The 22,463-nt window shown below is 38.1% G+C and carries 17 protein-coding genes and 1 tRNA gene; 4 read left to right on the top strand and 14 right to left on the bottom strand.

The genetic code is table 11. The features are described 5' to 3' along the window. The 4 genes from ABIB40_RS16490 to proS form a co-directional block, all read right to left on the bottom strand. On the bottom strand, positions 1-648 hold the full coding sequence (locus ABIB40_RS16490) for a response regulator (RefSeq protein WP_354360491.1): 648 nt from the start codon (positions 646-648) through the stop codon (positions 1-3). Positions 649-922: 274 nt separating this feature from the next. Then, the gene (locus ABIB40_RS16485) at positions 923-1,792 is read right to left on the bottom strand and encodes a TIGR02757 family protein (RefSeq protein ID WP_354360490.1); all 870 of its coding nucleotides are present in this window, start codon (positions 1,790-1,792) and stop codon (positions 923-925) included. A 34-nt stretch (positions 1,793-1,826) separates the two neighbouring features. Next, positions 1,827-2,966, bottom strand: coding sequence for a cystathionine gamma-synthase (locus tag ABIB40_RS16480; RefSeq protein WP_354360489.1), 1,140 nt, complete (start codon positions 2,964-2,966; stop codon positions 1,827-1,829). A gap of 106 nt (positions 2,967-3,072) precedes the next feature. Further along, positions 3,073-4,545 carry a proline--tRNA ligase gene (proS, locus tag ABIB40_RS16475; RefSeq protein ID WP_354360488.1) on the bottom strand — a complete coding sequence of 491 codons (1,473 nt, stop codon included), beginning with the start codon at positions 4,543-4,545 and terminating at the stop codon, positions 3,073-3,075. Positions 4,546-4,739: 194 nt separating this feature from the next. Between proS and ABIB40_RS16470 the strand changes: the two genes are divergently transcribed. The 3 genes from ABIB40_RS16470 to ABIB40_RS16460 all read left to right on the top strand — a co-directional run bounded on the left by ABIB40_RS16470 (position 4,740) and on the right by ABIB40_RS16460 (position 8,493). After that, complete coding sequence (locus tag ABIB40_RS16470; RefSeq protein WP_354360487.1) at positions 4,740-5,675, top strand: hypothetical protein; 936 nt, start codon at positions 4,740-4,742, stop codon at positions 5,673-5,675. A 19-nt stretch (positions 5,676-5,694) separates the two neighbouring features. Next, positions 5,695-7,197: an OmpP1/FadL family transporter gene (locus ABIB40_RS16465; protein ID WP_354360486.1), complete on the top strand. Its 1,503-nt coding sequence runs from the start codon at positions 5,695-5,697 to the stop codon at positions 7,195-7,197. A 435-nt stretch (positions 7,198-7,632) separates the two neighbouring features. Beyond that, entirely contained in the window at positions 7,633-8,493 is an 861-nt protein-coding gene (locus ABIB40_RS16460) for a sigma-70 family RNA polymerase sigma factor (RefSeq protein ID WP_354360485.1), read from the top strand. Between the two features lie 244 nt (positions 8,494-8,737). On the opposite strand, the gene ABIB40_RS16455 is transcribed toward ABIB40_RS16460, so the two are convergent. The 6 genes from ABIB40_RS16455 to ABIB40_RS16430 form a co-directional block, all read right to left on the bottom strand. Further along, positions 8,738-9,601 carry an AMP nucleosidase gene (locus ABIB40_RS16455; protein ID WP_354360484.1) on the bottom strand — a complete coding sequence of 288 codons (864 nt, stop codon included), beginning with the start codon at positions 9,599-9,601 and terminating at the stop codon, positions 8,738-8,740. 80 nt (positions 9,602-9,681) lie between these two features. Next, entirely contained in the window at positions 9,682-10,920 is a 1,239-nt protein-coding gene (clpX, locus tag ABIB40_RS16450; protein WP_354360483.1) for an ATP-dependent Clp protease ATP-binding subunit ClpX, read from the bottom strand. Then, the gene (gene clpP, locus ABIB40_RS16445) at positions 10,904-11,611 is read right to left on the bottom strand and encodes an ATP-dependent Clp endopeptidase proteolytic subunit ClpP (protein WP_354360482.1); all 708 of its coding nucleotides are present in this window, start codon (positions 11,609-11,611) and stop codon (positions 10,904-10,906) included. Before clpP ends, clpX begins: the two co-directional genes overlap by 17 nt. 353 nt (positions 11,612-11,964) lie before the next feature. Continuing rightward, complete coding sequence (gene tig, locus ABIB40_RS16440) at positions 11,965-13,317, bottom strand: trigger factor (protein ID WP_354360481.1); 1,353 nt, start codon at positions 13,315-13,317, stop codon at positions 11,965-11,967. A gap of 136 nt (positions 13,318-13,453) precedes the next feature. Continuing rightward, positions 13,454-13,535, bottom strand: a tRNA-Leu gene (locus tag ABIB40_RS16435). A 219-nt stretch (positions 13,536-13,754) separates the two neighbouring features. Further along, the gene (locus ABIB40_RS16430; protein WP_354360480.1) at positions 13,755-14,552 is read right to left on the bottom strand and encodes an ABC transporter substrate-binding protein; all 798 of its coding nucleotides are present in this window, start codon (positions 14,550-14,552) and stop codon (positions 13,755-13,757) included. Positions 14,553-14,674: 122 nt separating this feature from the next. Between ABIB40_RS16430 and ABIB40_RS16425 the strand changes: the two genes are divergently transcribed. Then, positions 14,675-16,849 (top strand): bifunctional alpha,alpha-trehalose-phosphate synthase (UDP-forming)/trehalose-phosphatase, encoded by a 2,175-nt coding sequence (locus tag ABIB40_RS16425; protein WP_354360479.1) that lies wholly within the window; start codon positions 14,675-14,677, stop codon positions 16,847-16,849. Between the two features lie 220 nt (positions 16,850-17,069). Here the strand turns inward: ABIB40_RS16425 and ABIB40_RS16420 are convergent, their stop codons facing one another. The 4 genes from ABIB40_RS16420 to ABIB40_RS16405 form a co-directional block, all read right to left on the bottom strand. Further along, on the bottom strand, positions 17,070-17,771 hold the full coding sequence (locus tag ABIB40_RS16420) for a suppressor of fused domain protein (RefSeq protein ID WP_354360478.1): 702 nt from the start codon (positions 17,769-17,771) through the stop codon (positions 17,070-17,072). A 53-nt stretch (positions 17,772-17,824) separates the two neighbouring features. Continuing rightward, on the bottom strand, positions 17,825-19,615 hold the full coding sequence (locus ABIB40_RS16415; protein WP_354360477.1) for a glycoside hydrolase family 15 protein: 1,791 nt from the start codon (positions 19,613-19,615) through the stop codon (positions 17,825-17,827). 135 nt (positions 19,616-19,750) lie between these two features. Then, the gene (locus ABIB40_RS16410; protein WP_354360476.1) at positions 19,751-21,019 is read right to left on the bottom strand and encodes a glucose-1-phosphate adenylyltransferase; all 1,269 of its coding nucleotides are present in this window, start codon (positions 21,017-21,019) and stop codon (positions 19,751-19,753) included. A 10-nt stretch (positions 21,020-21,029) separates the two neighbouring features. Beyond that, positions 21,030-22,442, bottom strand: coding sequence for a glycogen synthase (locus ABIB40_RS16405; RefSeq protein WP_354360475.1), 1,413 nt, complete (start codon positions 22,440-22,442; stop codon positions 21,030-21,032). Positions 22,443-22,463 lie beyond the last annotated feature (21 nt).

Below are 22,463 nucleotides of genomic sequence, written 5' to 3'. Positions count from 1 at the left end.
TCAACGCTGATAAACGGCAATAGTTTCTGCTAGTTCGATGATGTTTTTAACTTTTAATTTTTGGAACAGCCTAAGCTTATAAGTGCTTACCGTGCCCATTTGCAAATTAAGTTTTTTAGAAATATCCAACACTCCATCACCTTTTACAAGTAACTCTGCCACTTCTAGCTCTCGGGCAGAAAGTTTAGCAAAAGGTACTTTTTCTACAGTTCCAAAAGCGCTATTGAACATGCTCTCCTTGATGTTTTTACTAGAGTACCTGCTACCAGCTAGCACAGTGGTTAACGCAGCGATAATTTCGCCTTCTGGTGCGTTTTTTAACAGATAACCAGCAGCTCCATGCTTAAGGTAAGGCATTGCATATATGCTTTCATTTAAGGTAGAAAACACTAAAACTTTCGCTCCAACTTGCGCATCTAAAATTTGCTTCATCAATTTTACGCCGTAGGCTTCTGGTAAGGTAACTTCAGTGATAATTACCGTGGGCTTTTTCCTAACCTCTATAATCAGTTCAGCTACAGTTTTTGCTTGGCGTACTACTGCACCTGGCCAAAAATCGTTTAAAAGCCCCTTTAATCCACGTAAAACTATTTCTTGATCGTCCGCAATGAGAATGGTTAATCTATTTAAATTTGTTCGTTTATTCATATAAGGTAGGGCTTTTTACGCCCTCACTTTTTTACTGTACAACTTAATTTACCAAACTGCTCAATTTAAACGAATCCTTTAAATATTCAAAAACGCTCTAAAAAGTCTGTTTTAGTATACAAATTTAGTTTTATTTTAATTAAATCCTAATAATAATTTCTAATTCTTAGTTCCATGTTAAATGAGCGGAAAAACCTAAAATCAAGTCAGACATAAATTTTTAAAGCCAGTACACATTATTAATTTAATAAAAAACAAGCGGCAGTGCCAGATTTTATCTCTTTGCATAAAAAGCCTCATGTTTTTCTATACCAAGCCCAAAAAGTGCAAAATCGTACTTTACTGGGTCGTTTTTATCAAATGCTAGGAGATGATGGGTTAGCTCAACGGCAGTTTTCCAATCTGTTTGTTTTCGATCAATCAAACCTAATATTCTGGCAATCCTATCTACATGCAAATCACAAGGGCAGATTAAGCTTTGTTGATTTAATTTAGTCCAAATACCAAAATCTACCCCCTTGTCGTCTTTTCTTACCATCCAGCGCAAAAACATATTTAATCTTTTACAAGTAGAATTTTGCCTTGGCGACGAAATATGCTTTACCGTTCTGGGTGGATAATATTCTAATGAAAAAAAGTATTGCCTAAAATTGTTCAATGCGTGCTCGATACTAAAATTCAGCTCAGCAGCGAAACAAACGCTTCCCTCCTGCTGGGCCTCCTCGGTAAATGTTGCATTGTTTAAATAACCATCTAAATATTTTCCGCTCTGCGAGATAAATGCGTCTTCTAAACTCCTTGAATGTGAAAAATGAAACTTAAAAAACGAGATAAAATAAAGTAAATCGGTATCGTTGAATGTTCGATGTTTAAAACCTAACAAACCCTTCAAATCAGCATCGGTATGATTTACTACGAAATCGAAGGGCGAATTATCCATACGAGCCAACAAATCACGGCATTTATTTATAATGGTTTTCCGTTGCCCCCAGGCAAAAATTGCGGCAAAAAAACCCGCAATTTCGATGTCTTGCTTTTTTTCAAACAAGTGTGGAATACAAATAGGGTCATCGTTTATAAATTCGGGCCTATTGTATTGGTCGACTTTTTCGTCTAAAAAATTCTTAAGGGATAAAAAGTCCAAAATTTACCGTTTATCATTTTCAAACGCATCAGAGTTACTTCAATGCGTTTTCCAAATCTTGTATTAAATCCTCTATATCCTCTACGCCAACACTTAGCCTTAATAAACTATCGGTTACGCCAACTTTTTCTCGTTCCTCTTTTGGGATCGAGCCATGCGTCATAGAAGCTGGGTGGTTTACTAAAGATTCAACTCCCCCTAAAGATTCGGCCAAGGTAAAAACCTTAAAGTTCGAAGCAATTCTAAACGTTTCTGCCAAATCTGCATCTTTTAGACTGATTGAAACCATTCCTCCAAAACCGCGCATTTGTTTTTTGGCAACATTATGGTTTGGATGGTCTTCAAATCCAGGCCAATAAATTTTATCAATTTTAGGGTGATTTTTCAAATACCGAGCAACCTTTTCGCCGTTTATGCAATGGGCTTGCATACGTAAATGCAAGGTCTTAATTCCCCTTAAAACCAAAAAGGAATCTTGCGGACCTGGCGTGGCGCCACAAGCATTGTACACAAACCAAAGTTTATCGTATAACTCTTTATTGTTGGTTACCAAAGCGCCCATTACCACATCACTGTGGCCGGCAATGTATTTGGTAACAGAATGCATTACTATATCTGCACCCAAATCTATCGGGTTTTGCAGGTATGGAGATGCAAATGTGTTGTCTACTACAAAAACTAGATCATGAGCTTTAGTAAATTTCGCTAAACCCGCTATATCAACAATTTGCATGGTTGGATTGGTAGGCGTTTCTACCCAAACCATTTTGGTGTGCTCATTTACATAAGGCAAAATATTTTCTGGCTTAGATAAATCTAAAAAATGAAACTTTATTCCATAATTGGCAAACACCTTGGTAAATATCCGATAAGAACCTCCATACAAATCGTTCCCGGTAATCACTTCATCGCCGGGTTGGAGCATTTTCATTACCGCATCTGTAGCAGCCATACCGCTACTAAAAGCCAAACCATAAGTTCCGTTTTCTAAAGCTGCGATACAATCTTCTAAAGCTTTACGTGTTGGATTTGTTCCCCTAGAATATTCATAACCTTTATTGTCGCCAGGCGATTTTTGCCAATACGTAGAGGTTTGATAAATTGGGGTCATTACGGCCCCAGTTGTAGGATCTGGGTGTTGTCCTGCATGTATTGCTTTCGTTCCAAATTTCATTTTTTCAATATTTAGATATGAGAAGTGAGATTTGAGATTTGAGTTGCATTCCTCAACCCCGGTTACCTACTTCGAACTTTTAACTTTTAATACTTAACTTTCAACTCTAATACGCTCTCGCAAATAATACGCGTTGGATAGACGGCGCACCAGAATAGATGCAAACACCATCTTCTAAGGTATTGTTTAGCGGTATGCAACGTATGGTTGCTTTTGTCTCTTCTTTAATTTTCTGCTCTGTTTCTGCGGTGCCATCCCAATGCGCCGAAATGAAACCTGCTTTCTCATCAAGCAATTTTTTAAATTCGTCGTAGCTATCTGCTTTGGTAATGTGGCTATCTCTAAATGTTAAAGCCTTAGTATACATATTTGTTTGTATATCGTCAAGCAAACGCACAATATATTCATCTAAATCGGCTTGCGGCACGGTTTGTTTCTCTTTAGTATCTCTACGCGCAATCTCTACTTCTCGGTTTTGCATATCTCTTGCACCAACCGCAATCCTTATCGGCACGCCTTTCAACTCATATTCTGCAAACTTAAATCCGGGTCTTTGGGTATCTCTATCATCAAACTTTACCGAAACATTTGCTTGTTTCAATTTCTCGATTAATGCTTTTGCAAAGGCAGATATTTTTTCTAGTTCCTCGTCGGTTTTATAAATAGGCACAATAACCACTTGTGTGGGCGCCAATTTAGGTGGGATAATTAGGCCGCTGTCATCGCTATGCGCCATAATAAGCGCACCCATCAACCTGGTAGAAACGCCCCACGAGGTGGCCCAAACGTAATCTAACTTACCATCTCTCCCCGTAAACTTAACATCAAACGCTTTTGCGAAATTTTGCCCTAAAAAGTGTGAAGTGCCAGCCTGCAATGCTTTGCCATCTTGCATAAGCGCCTCTACGCAATAAGTCTCTAACGCACCTGCGAAACGTTCATTTGGCGATTTTAACCCACGGATTACTGGAACGGCCATGTAATTTTCTAAAAAGTCTGCATATACGTGGAGCATTCTTTCTGTTTCTTCTATCGCTTCTTGAGCTGTTGCATGTGCGGTATGTCCTTCTTGCCATAAAAACTCAGCCGTGCGCAAAAATAACCTCGTACGCATTTCCCATCTTACCACATTTGCCCATTGGTTAATAAGTAAAGGTAAATCTCGGTAAGATTGTATCCATCCACGGTAGGTATTCCAAATAATGGTTTCTGAGGTTGGGCGAACGATAAGTTCCTCTTCTAATTTAGCTGTTTCATCTACAACGATATTGCCATTTCCATCGTTTTTAAGACGATAATGTGTTACTACTGCACATTCTGTTGCAAAGCCTTCTACGTGAGACGCTTCCTTGCTGAAAAAAGATTTTGGGATAAAAAGGGGAAAGTAAGCATTGCTGTGGCCAGTATCTTTAAACATTTTGTCTAAAACAGCCTGCATCTTTTCCCAAATGGCATAACCATTTGGCTTGATAACCATACAACCACGAACTGCCGAATGTTCAGCCAAATCGGCCTTAATTACGATATCATTGTACCACTGCGAGTAATCTACAGCCCGCTTTGTAACTTCTTTGCTCATATACGATTTTGGAACGCAATTTGTAATGAAAAACAGATAAACTTTAGCCACAAATCTATAACTTTATGAGCAAAAAACACCACAATAGCTTTTAAAACTAATTCTACAGTTTTCTGACGATAATTTAGTGAAAAAAACGTATATTGTGTTGATTTGATTTCTTTAGACACACACAACACTAAATATAAACACAAATGAAACCAATTAACTTTTTACAAATTGCGCTGATTGCCACTGCTGGGATGGTGGCTTCTTGCGCGACACCTAAGTTGGCCAGTAATTCGGCAACTGACGATGTTTACAACACGACAGCAAAAGCTCAAGAAGTGGTTTATGCGCCAGTAGCCGAGCAAAAAACAACCGTTTATGACGATGGTTATTACGGAACGAGCAACCCATATTTAGATATGGATTACGCCTCTAGAATAAACAGGTTCTCTAACGGCTACTCTTGGCGCTCTTATTACGATCCCTATTTTGATAATTTGTACTATGGAAATTCATTTGGTTATGGATTGGGATGGAATTCTGGCTATGGCCTTAATTACGGATTAGGATATTACGGCGGAATTTGGAATAACCCATTTTATTATGGTAGCTACTTTGGTAGCCCGTTTTATGGGTACAACTCTTGGGGACCCTACTCCTACTATGATGCTTTTGGCCGCGGCGGCGGCTATTATGGTTACGGCGGCGGATATGGCTACGGTGGCGGTGGCTATTACGGCGGCGTTTACACCAACAACAAAAATTATAGACCAAGACCGGGTAGCGGGGGCGAAAACCAAGCTGCATACAGCGGGGGCAACAGAGCAAGGACCAGCGTAACACCTAAAGGAGACTATGGCAGGCCAACGCTCGATGCAACTGGAAGACCAGCGAGAGGTTCTGCAAACAATACTAATAGCCAACCCAACCGTGCCGGTTCGAGACCAAGTAGAGGTGAAGTAAGCAGACCTCAAACTCAAGAAAGTAGACCACAGCCTCAAAGCAGACCTCAGCCAGAAAGTCAGCCGACCAGCCGACCCCCTCGCGGAAGTTATACACCTTCACCCTCTTCTTCACCTGCTCCAAGCCGTTCTTCGGGCGGCGGTGGCGGTAGTGCTCCAACAAGGGCAGGAAGAGGTTAATTTAATTTGAACACATAACATGAAAAAATATATACTAGCTTCAATAGTGGCTACAGTAGCCACTATTGGGGCATCGCACGCTCAGAGTTATGCTCCAGATGCATTTCGTTTTTCTCAAACCAATTACGGAAGTTCTGCTAGATTTAAAGGTATGGCAGGCGCTCAAATCGGCGTTGGCGGAGACATAGGCTCTATAAGCGCTAACCCTGCTGGATTAGGGTTATTTACTAAATCAGAGTTCAGCTTAACTCCCGAGTTCAATTCTGTATCAAATAATAGCAAATTTCTAGGAACAGGAACTAAAGAAACTAAAAGTCAATTAAATCTTAGCAATATTGGCGCAGTATTTTATAGCCCAGCTTTTAAAAATAAAGGTAGCGAATTGAACAAGGGTTTGGTTAGTACCGTATTCGGGATCAGTTATACAAGAAACAATGATTTTTTGAATAACATTAGCTACAATGGCACCAACACGAATAGTTCCATTAGAGATGCTTTTGCAGAGCAAGCAAATAGTTCTGGCGTAGATCAAACGATTGCAGGTGATGCATACAATAGTTACTTAATTAATAAAGATGCCACCAACTATCCAAACAGTTATTCTGCCGAGCCTTATAAAAATTCGAGTTTTAATCAAAATTGGAAAGAAAATAGATTAGGTTCAACTTCAGAAATTAATTTAGCTGGCGCATTAAATTTTGGAAACAAAATCTACATTGGTGCAACTACAAGCTTTGTTAATGTTAGATATTCAAGCGAAGCTACTTATACCGAATCTGGTCTTGTTAATACCTTCGATCCTGTTAAAGGTTATGCTGGAAATGAAGATTATACCCTAACTCATCTTAGAAATCAAGACACAAAAGGAAGTGGTTTCAACCTGAAACTTGGAATGATTTTTAGGCCAGTTAGTGAGTTTAGAATTGGACTGAACTTTCAATCGCCAACTTGGATGAGTATTCAAGACAATACAGACGAAACCGTAAACAGCCAATTGGCAAATTATAACTCAAATAATCCTGGCAGAAATTATCCTTTCAATTATAATTTACGCACCCCACTAAAAGCCTCAGCAGGATTAAGTTATATTATTGCAGGAACTGCATTAATTTCCGCAGATATAGATTATGTTGATTATTCATCTATGCGCTTTAGTGCCGATAATGGTTCTGGTCAAACTACTATTAACAGCACAAATGCATTTATAAAAAATTCTTATAAGGAAACCATAAACTATCGCGTGGGTGCGGAAATTAAGGTTAGCCCAGAGATTAGTTTAAGGGGTGGTTATGGTATAAATGGGAATGGCGTTAAGGGTGGCGATAATTCATTTTACCAAGGTCAATATTTTACTGGTGGCATTGGTTATCGCATTGAGAATTATTACTTTGATTTAGCTTATCAAAACTATCAAACTAATTTCAACTCGGCTCCGTATCAATTACAGGATTTCTCTGAACCAGTTGCCAATATTAAAAGTGACAGAAATAATATGTTCTTGACGTTTGGAGTGAGATTTTAACACGACTTTTTTTATCAAAGAAATTTGACACTTTTAAATGCCCACAAAGTTATTTGGCTTTCGGGCATTTTTTTTTCGACAACGCTGCCTTTAAAACATAGCAACCATTTCAACAATTAATATTGGCCAATTGCGGTTTATGAAAACATCCTGAAATAGATTAAGTGCTTTTTTAATGTTTCATTACCCCACCCTACTTTAAATGTTCAACTTTCGGAATGGCACGCGTAATTGATGAATTATCGACGGCAAAAAAAGGATAGAAAGACCAGCAAAATGTTATACCAAACATTTAATTGGAATGATTGTTGTGGATTAAAAGGGATTAACACATCGATCGCAAAGTTTACATTTCCAATATTTTAACTTTTAAATTTGATGATTTTTTCGTAACTTTGCAAACCGAAAATATTATATAGCGCACAAAACATATAAATGAGACAACTCAAGATTACACAATCCATCACAAATCGCGAAAGTCAGTCATTAGACAAGTACTTGCACGAGATTGGAAAGGTGGATTTGATTACGGCAGAAGAAGAGGTAATTTTAGCTAGAAAAATTCGGGAGGGTGATCAGGCAGCGTTAGAACGTTTAACAAAAACGAATCTACGTTTTGTTGTTTCTGTAGCAAAGCAATATCAAAACCAGGGGCTTACCTTGGGAGATTTAATTAATGAAGGAAACTTAGGTCTTATAAAAGCAGCAAAACGTTTTGATGAAACGAAAGGATTCAAATTTATTTCCTATGCTGTTTGGTGGATTCGCCAGTCTATTTTACAAGCTATTGCAGAGCAAAGTAGAATTGTGCGTTTGCCGCTTAACCAAGTAGGTTCGTTAAGTAAAATTAGCAAAGCTTTTTCTAAGCTAGAACAAGAGTACGAGCGAGAACCATCTCCAGAAGAATTGGCAGAGATTTTAGAAACTACAGTTGAAAAGATTTCTGATACGTTGAGTAATTCTGGACGTCATGTTTCTATGGATGCTCCGTTTGTACAGGGAGAAGAAAATACTTTGCTAGATGTATTGGAAAATCACGAGCCGAATACGGACAGTTCATTAATAGACGAATCGCTATCAGAAGAGATTAAACGCTCACTGTCTACTTTAACAGAAAGAGAGAGAGAAATTATTGTCTTGTTTTTCGGACTTGGATCTAACCATCCACTATCGTTAGAGGAAATTGGCGAAAAATTTAACCTTACGCGAGAACGGGTAAGACAGATAAAAGACAAGGCGCTACAACGTTTGCGCCATACTTCTAGAAGTAAGATTTTAAAATCATATTTGGGTTAAAAACCAAGTCATAATCATATTGGTAATAAAAAAAGATCGACGGTAGTCGGTCTTTTTTTATTTGTGAGGACTACAGGAATTAACCACGGAGTACACAAAGTTTTGCACAAAGTCCACAGAGCAGGCGGCTTTTTTATTTGGACACTTTGTGTGATTTTCTCTGCGCTCTTTGCGGTTACTTTTTAACTGAATGATATAGGAATCGACATCCGATTTCTGACTTCTGACATCTGACATCTCCTTATTAAAACAACAAATGCTTTACAGTTAACCCATTGTTGATCAATTGCTTTAAAGAATCGATCCCGATACGCAAATGCGTTTCCACATAATTCTCTGTAATAGACGAATCGCTCTTTTCAGTCTTCACACCTTCTGGAATCATTGGTTGGTCTGACACTAACAGCAAAGCACCAGCAGGAATTTTATTTGCAAATGCAGTAGTAAAGATGGTTGCCGTTTCCATATCTACGGCCATAGCTCGTAAGGTTTTTAAATATTTTTTAAAATCCTTGTCATGCTCCCAAACCCTTCTATTGGTGGTATAACAGGTCCCAGTCCAATAATCTCTACCATAATCTCTAATGGTAGTAGAGATGGCCTTCTGCAGGGCAAAAGCAGGTAAAGCTGGTACCTCAGCAGGTAAATAATCGTTAGAAGTTCCCTCTCCCCTAATGGCGGCTATCGGCAAAATCAAGTCGCCAAGCTGATTTTTCTTCTTCAACCCGCCACATTTACCTAAAAATAAAACTGCTTTTGGTTTAATTGCGGTAAGCAAATCCATCATGGTAGCAGCCATTGGGCTTCCCATACCGAAATTTATAATGGTAATGCCATTGGCAGATACACTTTGCATGGGCTTATCTAAGCCATAAATTGGTGCGTTTTGATTCCATTCTGAGAACATGCCTAGGTATTTGCTAAAGTTTGTTAGCAAAATGTAATCGGTAAATTCTGATAATGGTCTACCTGTATATCTAGGCAACCAATTACTTACTATTTCTTCTTTAGAAACTAGACCAGATTTTACTGCGGATACTACTTCCTTAATCTTTTTGACTTTGGTACTGGAAATAGTTTCCTTTTTTATGTCTTTTTCTTCGTTCATAATAAATAAAATAAGCGTTTTCAGAAAAGCATTGTTAAAAAAAATCCTCTCGTTTTTGGCGAGAGGATTTTTTCGATTTGTTAGGCTGCTTGTAAGTTTTTAAAATTTCCCTTTTCGAATTTTCCAATCGCGTAATCGAGCGTAATGTGCAACTCTTTTACATCGGCCTGCGTCGGCGTGTCAAACATCGCGTCTAGCATAATAGCTTCGCAAATAGACCTAAGCCCTCGCGCGCCCAACTTATATTCCATCGCTTTATCTACAACGTAATCTAACACATCATTTTCGAAAACCAGGTTTACTCCTTCGTAGTCGAACAATTTTACATACTGCTTAATAAGCGAGTTTTTTGGCTCGGTTAAAATATTTCTTAAAGACTCTTTATCTAATGGATTTAAATGAGACAGCACAGGAATCCGACCGATTAATTCAGGAATTAATCCAAAAGATTTTAGGTCTTGAGGTGTAATGTATTTATAAAGATTCTTTAAATCCAGCTCGGCATCGTCTTTTTTAACTTTATAGCCCACCACATTGGTCCGCAATCTATTTGCTATTTTCCGTTCAATACCATCGAAAGCACCGCCGCAAATAAATAGAATATTATTGGTATCAACAGGGATCATCTTTTGATCCGGGTGTTTTCTACCCCCTTGGGGCGGCACATTTACCACCGTTCCTTCTAAAATTTTTAGTAAGGCCTGTTGTACGCCTTCGCCAGATACATCTCTTGTGATAGATGGATTATCACTCTTTCTAGCTACTTTATCAACCTCATCAATATACACAATGCCACGTTCTGCCGATGCCACGTCGTAATCTGCAGCCTGCAATAGGCGTGTTAAAATACTTTCTACATCTTCGCCAACGTAACCTGCTTCAGTCAATACCGTAGCATCGCAAATACAAAAAGGCACATGCAAAATCTTCGCAATTGTTTTTGCTAAAAGTGTTTTTCCAGTTCCCGTTTCGCCAACCAGCATGATATTTGACTTTTCAATCTCAATTTCATCCTTATCAACTTTTTGGTTAAGCCTTTTGTAATGGTTGTAAACAGCCACCGACAATACTTTTTTTGCATCGTTTTGACCAATAACGTATTGATCTAAATGTTCCTTAATTTCTAACGGCTTTAATAGAGAAACCGTAGAAGGAATGCTTTTTGCCGACTTATTGCCAAGCTCTTGCAACAATAGTTGATTTGCCTGCGTAACGCATTTGTCGCATATAAATGCATCCATGCCTTCAATAAGCATCAACGTTTCGTTTTTGCCAGAATGACAGAATGAACACCTTGAATCTTTATTTTGTTTTGCCATTTTTCTTCTCGTTTCTCGATAATACTTCATCAACCATACCAAAGCCCTTAGCTTCACTTGCGGTCATCCAATAATCTCTATCTGATGCTTTTTCTACCCAATCATAAGTTTGGCCGGAGTGTTCTGAAATAATATCGTACAGCTCCTTTTTTAACTTTAACATCTCTCTCAAGTTGATCTCCATATCCGAAGCAACTCCTTGTGCACCACCAGAAGGTTGGTGAATCATTACCCTAGAATGGGGCAACGCCGAGCGTTTTCCAGGCGCACCTGCCACCAATAAAACTGCACCCATAGAGGCGGCTATTCCAGTACAGATTGTTGCAACATCTGGCTGAACAAATTGCATGGTATCATAAATACCTAAGCCCGCGTAAACAGAACCACCCGGAGAATTGATGTAAATCTGAATGTCTCTTTCTGCATCGGCAGATTGCAAGAACAAAAGCTGTGCTTGGATAATGTTTGCGTTCTGATCGTGAATTGCATCTCCAAGAAAGATAATTCTATCCATCATCAATCGAGAAAAAACATCCATTTGAGCCACATTTAACTGGCGCTCTTCTATAATGTATGGCGTCATAGACTGTGGTGAAAAATTAGCCTGCGCAATAAATTTATCTACATGAAGGCCGCCAATACCTTGGTGCTTCACGGCAAAATTTCTAAATTCTTTTGAATCTACGTTCATGGTTTCATTTCCTTTATCGGGCTGCGAAGAACGTTAGAAATTGTTCTTTATACAAACCCTTTATGTGATTGTGAATATTTCCCTAAGTTGGTTAATTTTCGTGCCAGTTTAACCTGCCTCCAAAAATCATAAATTTAAACCATTATCGCACAACTCCCTTAAAACTACAAAAATATTTACATTTATAACGCAAAGATATTTTAACATTCAGATAATGAGTAAATTCCAACTCGATGTTAATTTTAAAATAATCGCTTCTAACAAGAAAGAGCGGCACTTAATAAGCCGCTCTTCTAATTTTTTATCGTTGCAAACTGACAAACGGTCAGCCTAAAAAAACATCTTTCTGCAACCTATTTAGTTTTTTGCATCTCAACAAACATATCGTAGTCGATGTCTTTTTGCTCTAAAGTTGCCAAAGATTTTATATGCTCGAACGTTTTCAGCGCTTTCACTTCTTCGAACGTGCGGTTTGCATTTTCTTTATCTTGTAAAAACTGAGCAACATATTGACCGAGTTGATTTTCTGGTAAAGGTTGAGGACTGTACATTCTGAATTGAGCATCGATCTTTTGCTTAGCAGACTGAAAAACATCTTCGTATTTTATCTCGATTTTATTGTCTTTAATAATTTTGTTTTCGATTAGAGTCCACTTCAAGTTTTTTGCGAAATCATCGTAGCCTTCTGCCAACTCTTCATCGCTCAATTTTTCATTGGTGGCTTTAAGCCATTTACGCAGAAACTCATCTGGCAATTCAAATTGGTGCTGCGCCAATAGTTGCTCGTAAATATCGTTAGAAAGTTTGCGATCAGAATCTTGTTGAAACATTCCTTCTACCTCGGCTCTTATTTTCTCTCTAAAACCAGCCTCATCGGTAACTTCGTCTTTACCAAAAAGCTTGTCGAAAAACTCTTGGTTTAAGTCTGCTTCTTCTAACCGATTCACATTTTTTACCACAAGTTTAAAACTGGCACTAACTTCTTTTGCTTTATCCTCCTCTATTTTCAACGCCTTTGCAACTAGATTTACATCGTCTAAAGCTGTTTTTATGTCAAAAGTAAGCTCAGCTTCTTTTTGCAACCCAATTAAAGACTTCTTTATTTTGGCATCTTTTATTTGGTCTAACCTAATTGTTGCAGAGCTCTTAATACCCTCTCCTACCTCGCTACCATCTTCTGCCAGCTCCGTTAAGTCTACGTATAATACGTCATCGTCTGCAGATGTTTCTGGATTGCTCATTTTGCCATAACTTCTACGAATGTTTTTTATCCGGCTTTCTAGGGTCTCGTTGTCTGCTTTTACAACATATTCGGTAAATTTATCTTTGGAAGTGATGTTAACATCTACTTCTGGCGCAAGACCAAGTTCATAATCAAACTCAAACTCATCTGTATTATCCCACTTAAACTCTTTTTCCTTTTCCATTACTGGAAGCGGCTGGCCTAAAATCTCTAGTTTTTGCTCAGCAAGATAATTGTTAAGCGTGTCGCTCAGTAAGTTATTCACTTCTTCAACCAAAATGCTTTTGCCATACATTTTTTTAATGTGTGCAACAGGAACCATGCCTTTTCTAAAGCCCGGCAATTGAGCCTTTTTAGCTTGGTCTTTAATAGCTTTATCAATCTTTTCGCTATAATCTGCTGGAGTCATCTTTATTTTTACAACCGCAGTAAGGTTTCCAGTCTTTTCTTGTGTAATATCCATTTTTTTTAGCTCTGAGTATTAAAATGTAATCTTTGGCAGACGGTCTCGTCCTCAAATTTCACACCGATTTATCTTTTTTATCAATGTTCAAAAAACAAAACCGCTCCGATTGGTATCGGAACGGCTTCATGTACTGTGCGGATGAAGGGACTCGAACCCCCACGCCGTGAAGCGCCAGATCCTAAGTCTGGTGCGGCTACCAATTACGCCACATCCGCAATTAGGAATTAATTTGGATTGCAAAGATAGACATTAGAATGAATTATCAAAAAAAATTCGAGCACTATCGCTATTTTTGTCATGTCTAAAAACATAAACCATTAAAGATAAACACTCTAATTTCTTAAAAAAAGAAAATTAATTGTTTCCCCTATTCTTCTGCGGTTGCGCAAAGATTAAACTTGCAACCTAAAAATGTCGCGTTTACTTTCTACACTTTAAACAAATTGTTTCTGCAACTCGAAGAAGTAGTGAACCGCTTTAACCATTCTGCTTCCATACCAGCTAAACATTTCGCCATCAACAAGCATAACCTCTGTATTTGGCAAGCTTTCTTTTATCGCATCGAGATGTTTCTCTTTAAAAGGATAAGGTTCTGATGACAACAATACAACTTGGCAGTTTAGCACCTCTAACTCTTTTAAACTTACCTCTGGATACCTGCTTACACTTACCACATTTGTTAGCCCTATGGTGGTAAGTATATTGTTGATAAACGTTTGCGGGCCAACTGCCATATATGGATCTTTCCAAATAAGGTAAGCTACCCGTTTGTATATATTATGTTGTGCGGCCAACAGCGCTAAATCTCTAAACCCAGCATCAATTAAATGTTTAAGGTAATCGGCTTCTGGAGCCCTATTTACCATTGATCCAATTTGGCAGATGGTTTCAACAGCGTCTTCTACGTTGTAGATATCGCTCATCCAAACCGGAAAGTGTTTTTGCAAAAACTCTATATCTTCTTTGCAGTTTTCTTCTTTATTGCCAATAATTAAATCTGGTTGTAATTGTTCAATTAACTCTAATTTTAATTTTTTTGTACCACCAACCTTGGTTCTCGAAGCAAATTTTTCTATCGGATGGACGCAAAACTTGGTCACTCCTACAACTTCTTCATCCAACCCTAAATCGAACAAAAGTTCTGTTTGCGAAGGCACGATAGAGACGATTCGCTTTGGTGGAAAATTAATGGTAATCGAGTTTCCGAGATGATCTATGAAGCTTTTTTGCATTGCTCAAATGTAAGAAAACCATTTAATCGAATTTATTAAACAGCTAGTTAACTGCTATAAATATATCAATGGGCGAACAATTACCGCTTTTTTTGGTTAAACTAACAGCATAACAACTATAAATGAACGAAAAAACAATCATAGTTTCTAATAGGCTACCAGTTAGAATAATTGAAAAAGACAACGAATACACTTTCATTCCAAGTGAGGGAGGACTAGCAACCGGATTAAGTGGCGTTTACAAATCTGGAAACTCTATTTGGGTTGGTTGGCCTGGTATAGATGTACCAGAAGAAAGGCAGCAAGAAGTAATCGAAAAGCTGAGTCATTTAAACCTTTACCCGGTATTTTTAACCCAAGAAGAAATTAACCTCTATTACGAGGGGTTTTCTAATGAAGTGCTCTGGCCCATTTTTCATTATATGATTACATACGCAAATTTCGAGCAAAGTTATTGGGAGAGTTACAAATCGGTCAATCAGAAATTTGCAGATGCAACGAAAAAGGTAATGGACCAGGATGATAGAATTTGGGTGCAAGATTACCAATTGATGTTATTACCCGGCATATTGAGGTCTGTACATCCCAAATCTACCATTGGCTTCTTTAACCACATTCCATTTCCATCTTACGAGATTTTTAGGCTTATCCCATGGAGAGAAGAACTGTTACAAGGCGTAATGGGATCAGATTTGATTGGTTTTCATACTTATGATGATGTACGACATTTTGTTAGTACTGCTACCAGGCTATTGCCAGTAAAATCTTCTTCGAACGTGTTGGTGGAAAATGATAGATCGGTGGTTATAGAAGCTTTTCCAATGGGCATAGATGCCGAAAAGTTTGAGAACTTGCCAAACCAACCAGATGTTAAAGAGGAAATTGAGCTGTTAAAGCAAGGCAGAGAAAACATCAAACTTATTTTATCTATCGACCGCCTCGATTACAGCAAAGGCATTCTTGAAAGGCTAAGGGCCTACGAAATGTTATTACAGCAAAACCCGGAATATTTAGAAAAAGTAGAACTGTATATGATTGTGGTTCCTTCTAGAGACAGCGTTGCTCAATACAAAAGTTTAAGAGAGCAAATAGATCAATTTGTGGGTAACTTAAATGCCCGGTACCGTACGCTAAACTGGAACCCAATAAATTATTTTTATAGGTCTTTCCCTATCAACGTGCTGTCTTCGCTTTTTTCTACCGCAGCCATTTGTTTGGTTACACCTATGAGAGATGGTATGAACCTTGTGAGTAAGGAATATGTGGCCAGTAGAGTACAGAACGATGGCGTTTTGATTTTAAGCGAGATGGCTGGTGCATCAAAAGAACTTACAGAAGCACTTATTGTTAACCCCAATAACCTAAACGACATTAAAAACGCCATTATTAAAGGGCTGGAAATGCCTTTGGCAGAACAACAAGAACGTATGACATCCATGCGTGCCATAGTGGCGAAATTCAATGTTAACCATTGGGTAAATAACTTTATCACAAAATTAAACGAAGTGAAAGAATCTCAAAATTCATTAAAAACCAAACATGCAATAAACAGCATAAGAGAAAAGATTGTAGAAAATTATAAAAATGCAAATGAGAGAACGCTCTTCTTAGATTATGATGGCACTTTGGTAGGTTTTTCTGGCGATATAGATCAAGCAACGCCAAATGAAGAGCTTTTAAATTTGCTAAACAGTTTAATCTCTGACCCTAAAAATAACGTGGTAATTATTAGCGGCAGGCGTCATGAAACTTTGCAAAATTGGTTTGGCGACCTAGATGTAAACTTTATCGCAGAACACGGCGCATGGCAGAAATATAGAGGTAACAACTGGACTTCGCTACCCCTATTAACCAGCGCTTGGAAGAGAGAGATCAAAACCTTGTTAGATACTTATACAGACAGAACCCCCGGAAGCTTTGTTGAGGAAAAGAGCTACTCGTTAGTTTGGCATTACAGGAAAGCAGAAGCTGGCTTAGGGGATTTAAGGGCAAACGAAATTGTGAGTAATTTACGTGTGCTTGCAGCAGATAAAGGTTTAAAATTGATGCCCGGCAATAAGGTTATCGAATTTAAGAATATGGAAGTTAACAAAGGAAAAGCGGCGTTGAATTATCTCCACGGAAAAACAACAGATTTTATATTAGCTTTAGGTGACGACTACACTGACGAAGATATTTTTACAGCTTTGCCCCAAACTGCTTTTACTGTAAAAGTTGGAAACACCAGTTCTGCAGCCAAATACTATCTGGTAGACTATAAAGAGGTTAGACAGCTGCTTTGGGCACTTGTAGAGTAAATCTATAACTCAACACTAAAATATTAAAGAGCTTTGAATCCTTGCAAACGCAATTGATTCAAAGCTCTTTTTTTAGATAAATCCTATGTATTTCTCTTCACAATAAAACCCCAAGTAAAACCTTGGCTTGTAAAATCGACAGGATTTTACAATTAGGCACAGACCAAAACGATAGCTGCCCGACAATGTAAGCCAAATGCTCTTCTATCGTTTTTTTTTGCTACTTGCCTTTTAATTTACCCCAAAATGATTTTTCAGGGATTAAATTTTTTCTATTCGAGTCCATTACTTCTTTCCCGTTCGCTCTTATTAATAAATCTAATAGCTTACTGTATCCATTTTCCATCTTAAATTCCATCTCGTTTTTATAGAGCGGGAGAACGTTGTATATATTTATTTTCCTTCCATTTCTTTCTATTTCCGTAAATTTTTTTTCAAAAGTAACCGAGGGGAGAATTATTGCGCCAACATATTCTGTATCATTGTTATAAGGTGTAAAGTCTTCTTTTGCCTGAATTGTGTGCCCAATTCCAACCCAAGTATCGTAAAAGTGCGGAAATTTAGCTGTCTTTTTAAGAATTGAAATAATCCAATCATTCTTATTTTTTCCAGAGTAAATTTGTCCGAATTCAACGTTTTTAGGAATCAACATCATTAGTTCGGCAAATTCCAATTCCTTTGAATTCGCAACTTGCTCTGAAACATTCATTTTTAACGTACTCATCCCTGACGTGAGAAGTATGTTAAATGACGAATTTTCAGGTTTTATCCAATAAATATCAAGATGCATATCCATCGTCGGAATTTCATGAAATACAGAAATTAAATCATTATCAAAGAATTCGCTTAAATGGTCGTTAATCCATTCAAGGTGTTCATGGTAATGTTTTCTATCCGAGAACGGATTTTGATATTCAGCCATGGCTTTTTTTCAGATGATACCTACCTTTTTTACAGCGATAATATTAGAAATGGCTACTTCGACAAAAAGATGGGTCGATCTAATTTTGTTGCAATTCTATATGCTGCATTCATAAGCCCAACATGGCTGTATGCTTGCGGAAAGTTTCCCCACTGACTTTCTGTATGTGCATCTACATCTTCGCTAAACAACAACAAATGATTGGAATATTTGATGATGTTCTCAAATTCCCTAATTGCATCGGCTGTTCTTCCTACACAGGCTAAAGCCTCCACGTACCAAAAAGCACAGATTAAAAAAGTGGTTTTTGGTATACCGAAATCATCTGCGTGTAGATAGCGATAAAATAACCCATGTTCTGTTTTAAGCTCTTTCTCTAAAGCGATAAGATGATTTTTGGCCCGATCTGATGCCGGATCTAAATAATTCATCACAATAAGCTGCAATGTACTGGCATCTAAATGCGGACTACCAACAGCGTTTGTATACACTTTCCTTTCTGGATCATAACAATTCTCTATGTGTGCCGATGCCTTATCTATCAATACGTTGGCTCGGTCTTCAAAATCTTTGTTTTTAATCTGCTTAGCCATTTTTAGTGCAGCATTTGCACCGGCCCATTGAAAAAGGTTGCTATAACAATGCATGTTTGCGATGTTTCTGAACTCCCAAATACCTGCATCTTTTTCATCAATGGTTCGTTCTATCAGCGACAATACCCTTTCTATCCACTTTGGAGAATCATTACGTTCGGTAAATACAAAACGTTGGTCGGTATATAAGGGTAGCATTGATATAAGCACCTGTCCGTAAATATCATTTTGAATATGTTCTGAAGCTTGATTTCCTACCCTTACCGGTTTCTCACCCATGTAACCATCCAGATAATCTAACTCCACTTCATTTAAATTTTTTTCGCCTGTAATGCCATACAGGGGCTGGTATCTATCGTCTTCGGCATAGCTAATGTCGCTTAGGTAGTTAAAAAACTTCTCCATTTCCTCAAAATGCCCTATGTGATTTAAGGAAGTAAGCACATAGTAAGAATCTCGAAGCCAGCAAAACCTATAATCCCAGTTCCGCGTACTTCCCAAAAACTCTGGTAAACTGGTTGTACTAGCCGCTATAATTGCACCCGTATCTTCATATTGATGAATTTTTAGCACCAGTGCCGACCTGATAACTAGAGTTTGATGGAAATCGGCGATGGAAGAATGCTTTATCCAGGTTCGCCAATAATCAATTGTCTTTTGCAGAAATTCTTCTGCCGTGCTAGGAACGCCTGCTTGAAAATCAAATCCATAAGTTAGGACAAGATATTTCGTTTCGTTTAACACAAATGCACGTTCTTCTATTATATGATTTAGCGATACGTTGGTACTTAACTGAAGATTTTCTGCTCCTCCAGCAAAATCTATGTGGCTGCTGCCTCTACATTTTCTTAATTTGGTTTTGCCGTAATCGTATACTGGATTACATTTTACCGTAATTCGGGGCTCGCCACTTATAGGCTCTATTTTCCTGATAACCATTAGAGGCTTGTAATAGCGCTCATAAAGCTGGAATCTGGGTGCAAAGTCTGTTATTTTGTAAGAGCCGTAATCAGTGGTGATTTGCGTGCACAATACATTTGTATTTTCTACATACCATTGTTCAGACTTATACTCGCCGCTAGGTAAAACGGTACATTCGCCGCCCTTGTTTTTATCTAACATACTGCCAAAAACAAAAGAGCTGTCAAACCTTGGCATGCATAACCAGCTGATGTTTGTATTTTTATTTATATGGGCTATTATTCCACAATTCCCAATAATCCCTGTCTCGTATAGATGTTTCTCTGCCATACCTTTATTTGTAAAATTTAAAATTCTTTTAAAAGCCGATAGTTGTCGGCTTTTGTTTAAATAGCAAAAAAGCCAATTTAGTTTAGAAAAAAGTAAATTTCTAATCTAAATTGGCTTTTAACAGTTTTTTAACTGTTAAATTTCAGTTCCGCTAGGCAGCGTAACTCCTTTTTTTAACACTACTATACCATCCTTTATGGTGTAAAGCTCGTGTTCTGCGTCCTCTAAATGTTCGCCACCGTTTATTTTTACGTCATTTCCTATTCTGCAATTTTTATCGATGATTGCATTATTGATATAGCATCGGTCTCCAATACCAATTAACGGTGTTCCAGATTCGCTCGCCGCAAAAATATCTTCCGCAGTTTGATATCTATCGCTTCCCATTACATAAGAATTGGTTATAGTGGTCGATTTTCCAACTCTGCAACGAATCCCCAAGATAGAATGCTCTACCAAATCTGCTTGAACGATACAACCTTCTGCAATAATAGCCCTATTTAGCATAGTCCCAGAAATTTTTGAAGGCGGAAGCATTCTAGCTCTCGTAAAAATAGTATGGGAACTATCAAACATATTAAATTTTGGCAGTTCATCTGTTAATCCTAAATTTGCCTCGAAAAAAGAAGCTATTGTACCAATATCGGTCCAGTAACCCTCGTATTGATAACTCAACACAGCTGTATTCTCTATGGCTCTCGGTAAAATCTCTTTACCAAAATCTTTCTCATCGGGATTGTTATTGAGCATATCAACCAAATATTTTCTATTGAAGAGGTATATCCCCATGCTGGCTAAAAAATTTCTTCCTTCAGCTTGCATTTCCGCTCCAGTATCCGAAACCCAGTCCTCTAATCCAGTCTTTGGCTTTTCTGTAAAGGAGGTAATCATATTTTGATCATTAGCCTTTAAAATTCCAAAATCTGTAGCATCTTTTGCTGTAACCGGGATAGTTGCAATGGTAACCTCTGCTTTAGCCTCTATGTGGTTGTTAATCATTTCTTGAAAGTCCATCTGATACAGTTGGTCTCCAGAAAGAATTAAAATATATTCAGATTCATGTGCATCAAAGTGATGCATACATTGTCTTACCGCATCTGCCGTGCCCTGATACCAGCCAGAATTGCTTATGGTTTGCTCGGCGGCTAAAATATCTACAAATGCTTTACTAAAATGACTAAAATGGTAGGTGTTTTTAATGTGTTTGTTTAATGAGGCAGAATTAAACTGTGTAAGCACAAACATTCTATGAATACCAGAATTGATACAGTTGGAAATCGGAATATCTACCAAACGGTATTTTCCCGCAATGGGTACGGCCGGCTTAGATCTTGTTTGTGTCAGTGGTGCTAATCTCGATCCTTGACCACCGCCAAGAATTACGCCTAAAACTTTGTTAGTCATAGTGTTTATTTTAATTTAATATTTGGTATAGTTCAATATATTCAGTTGCTGCTTTATCCCAAGAATGATCTATTTTCATTATTGTTTTTCTAATGGCTTTAAACTTCTTTTTATCACCGTATAACCCAACGGCTCTACTAATACCGTCGGTTATGTCGTATATACTTGTTTGGTCGAAACAAATTCCAAAACCACCATCTCCAACATCCGTAATAGTATCCTTAAGGCCACCTATTCTACGCACAATGGGTATGGTTCCATATCTTAAAGAATACAGCTGATTTAATCCGCAAGGCTCTACCCTCGATGGCATTAATAAAAAATCTGCACCTGCATAAAGCTGGTGAGAGAGTTGTTCATTGTAGCCTATGTAAACATTGTAATTGGCGCCATGCACATTCTTTATGTCATTTAGCCTATGCTCTACGTCATTGTCTCCAGAACCTAACACTAAAATATTTATTTTATCTCTGTGATAATGCAAGGAATCATAAAAGACATCTGGGAGCAAATCAGCACCTTTCTCATCAACCAACCGCCCAATAAATACAAACAAGGGCTTGTTAAAATCTAAACCAAAAACACCACAAACAAGCTTTTTGTTTGCCAATTTACCAGCTTCCACTGTTTTTATTTCAAAATTCTTCGAAAGCATTGGGTCAGTCGCCGGATTCCACACCTCGGTATCTATGCCATTGAGAATGCCTACACACTTTCCACGCTCATAATTAAATAAAGACTCGAGACCACGTGCATTATACCTCATCTCTTCTAAATAGCTGGGCGACACGGTTGTTACACGCCAAGCGCATTTTATCCCCGATGCTAAAGGATTGATATCTCCCTCCCACTCTAACAACCCAGATTTCCATAGATCAAATGCTGGAATATAGTAAAGTTTATCCCAACCAAACTGCCCTTGATATTGGGCATTATGAATGGTTAATACGGTAGCTGTTTCTTTTAAATGCTGATATTTAACACAGTTGGCCGTCATAAACGGCCCTAAACCGGTATGGTGATCGTGAAAGTGTAATACATCTGGCCGATGCTCCCACTGCGAAATCCAATCTAAAGCAGCAATTTGAAAGGCTATGAACCGTTCGGTATCATCTTGATAGCCATAAACGCTCGGTCTATCTGTCAATCCGGGAATATGTACAAGGTAGAGGTCGAAACCCAACTTATTGGTTTTCTCTTTAAGTACCCTGAAAGAAAACCAATGGTTCCCGTAGTTTCCCCAAGCATCATAAACCACCTCAAAAGCATTCTCTCTTATAAATTTGGTGTCGTATGCAGGCACAACTACTTTGGCTATATGGCCAAGTTTGTTTTGATATTTGGGCAATGCACCAACAACATCTGCCAAACCGCCAACTTTGGCAACCGGATAGCACTCTGCGCTTATGTGAATAATTTCCATTTGTATTTAGGCTTTTTACTC

This window comes from Pedobacter sp. UYP30 (genome assembly GCF_040547165.1).
Classification (GTDB): Bacteria; Bacteroidota; Bacteroidia; order Sphingobacteriales; family Sphingobacteriaceae; genus Pedobacter.
This window is presented reverse-complemented; position numbering and strand designations above follow the sequence as displayed.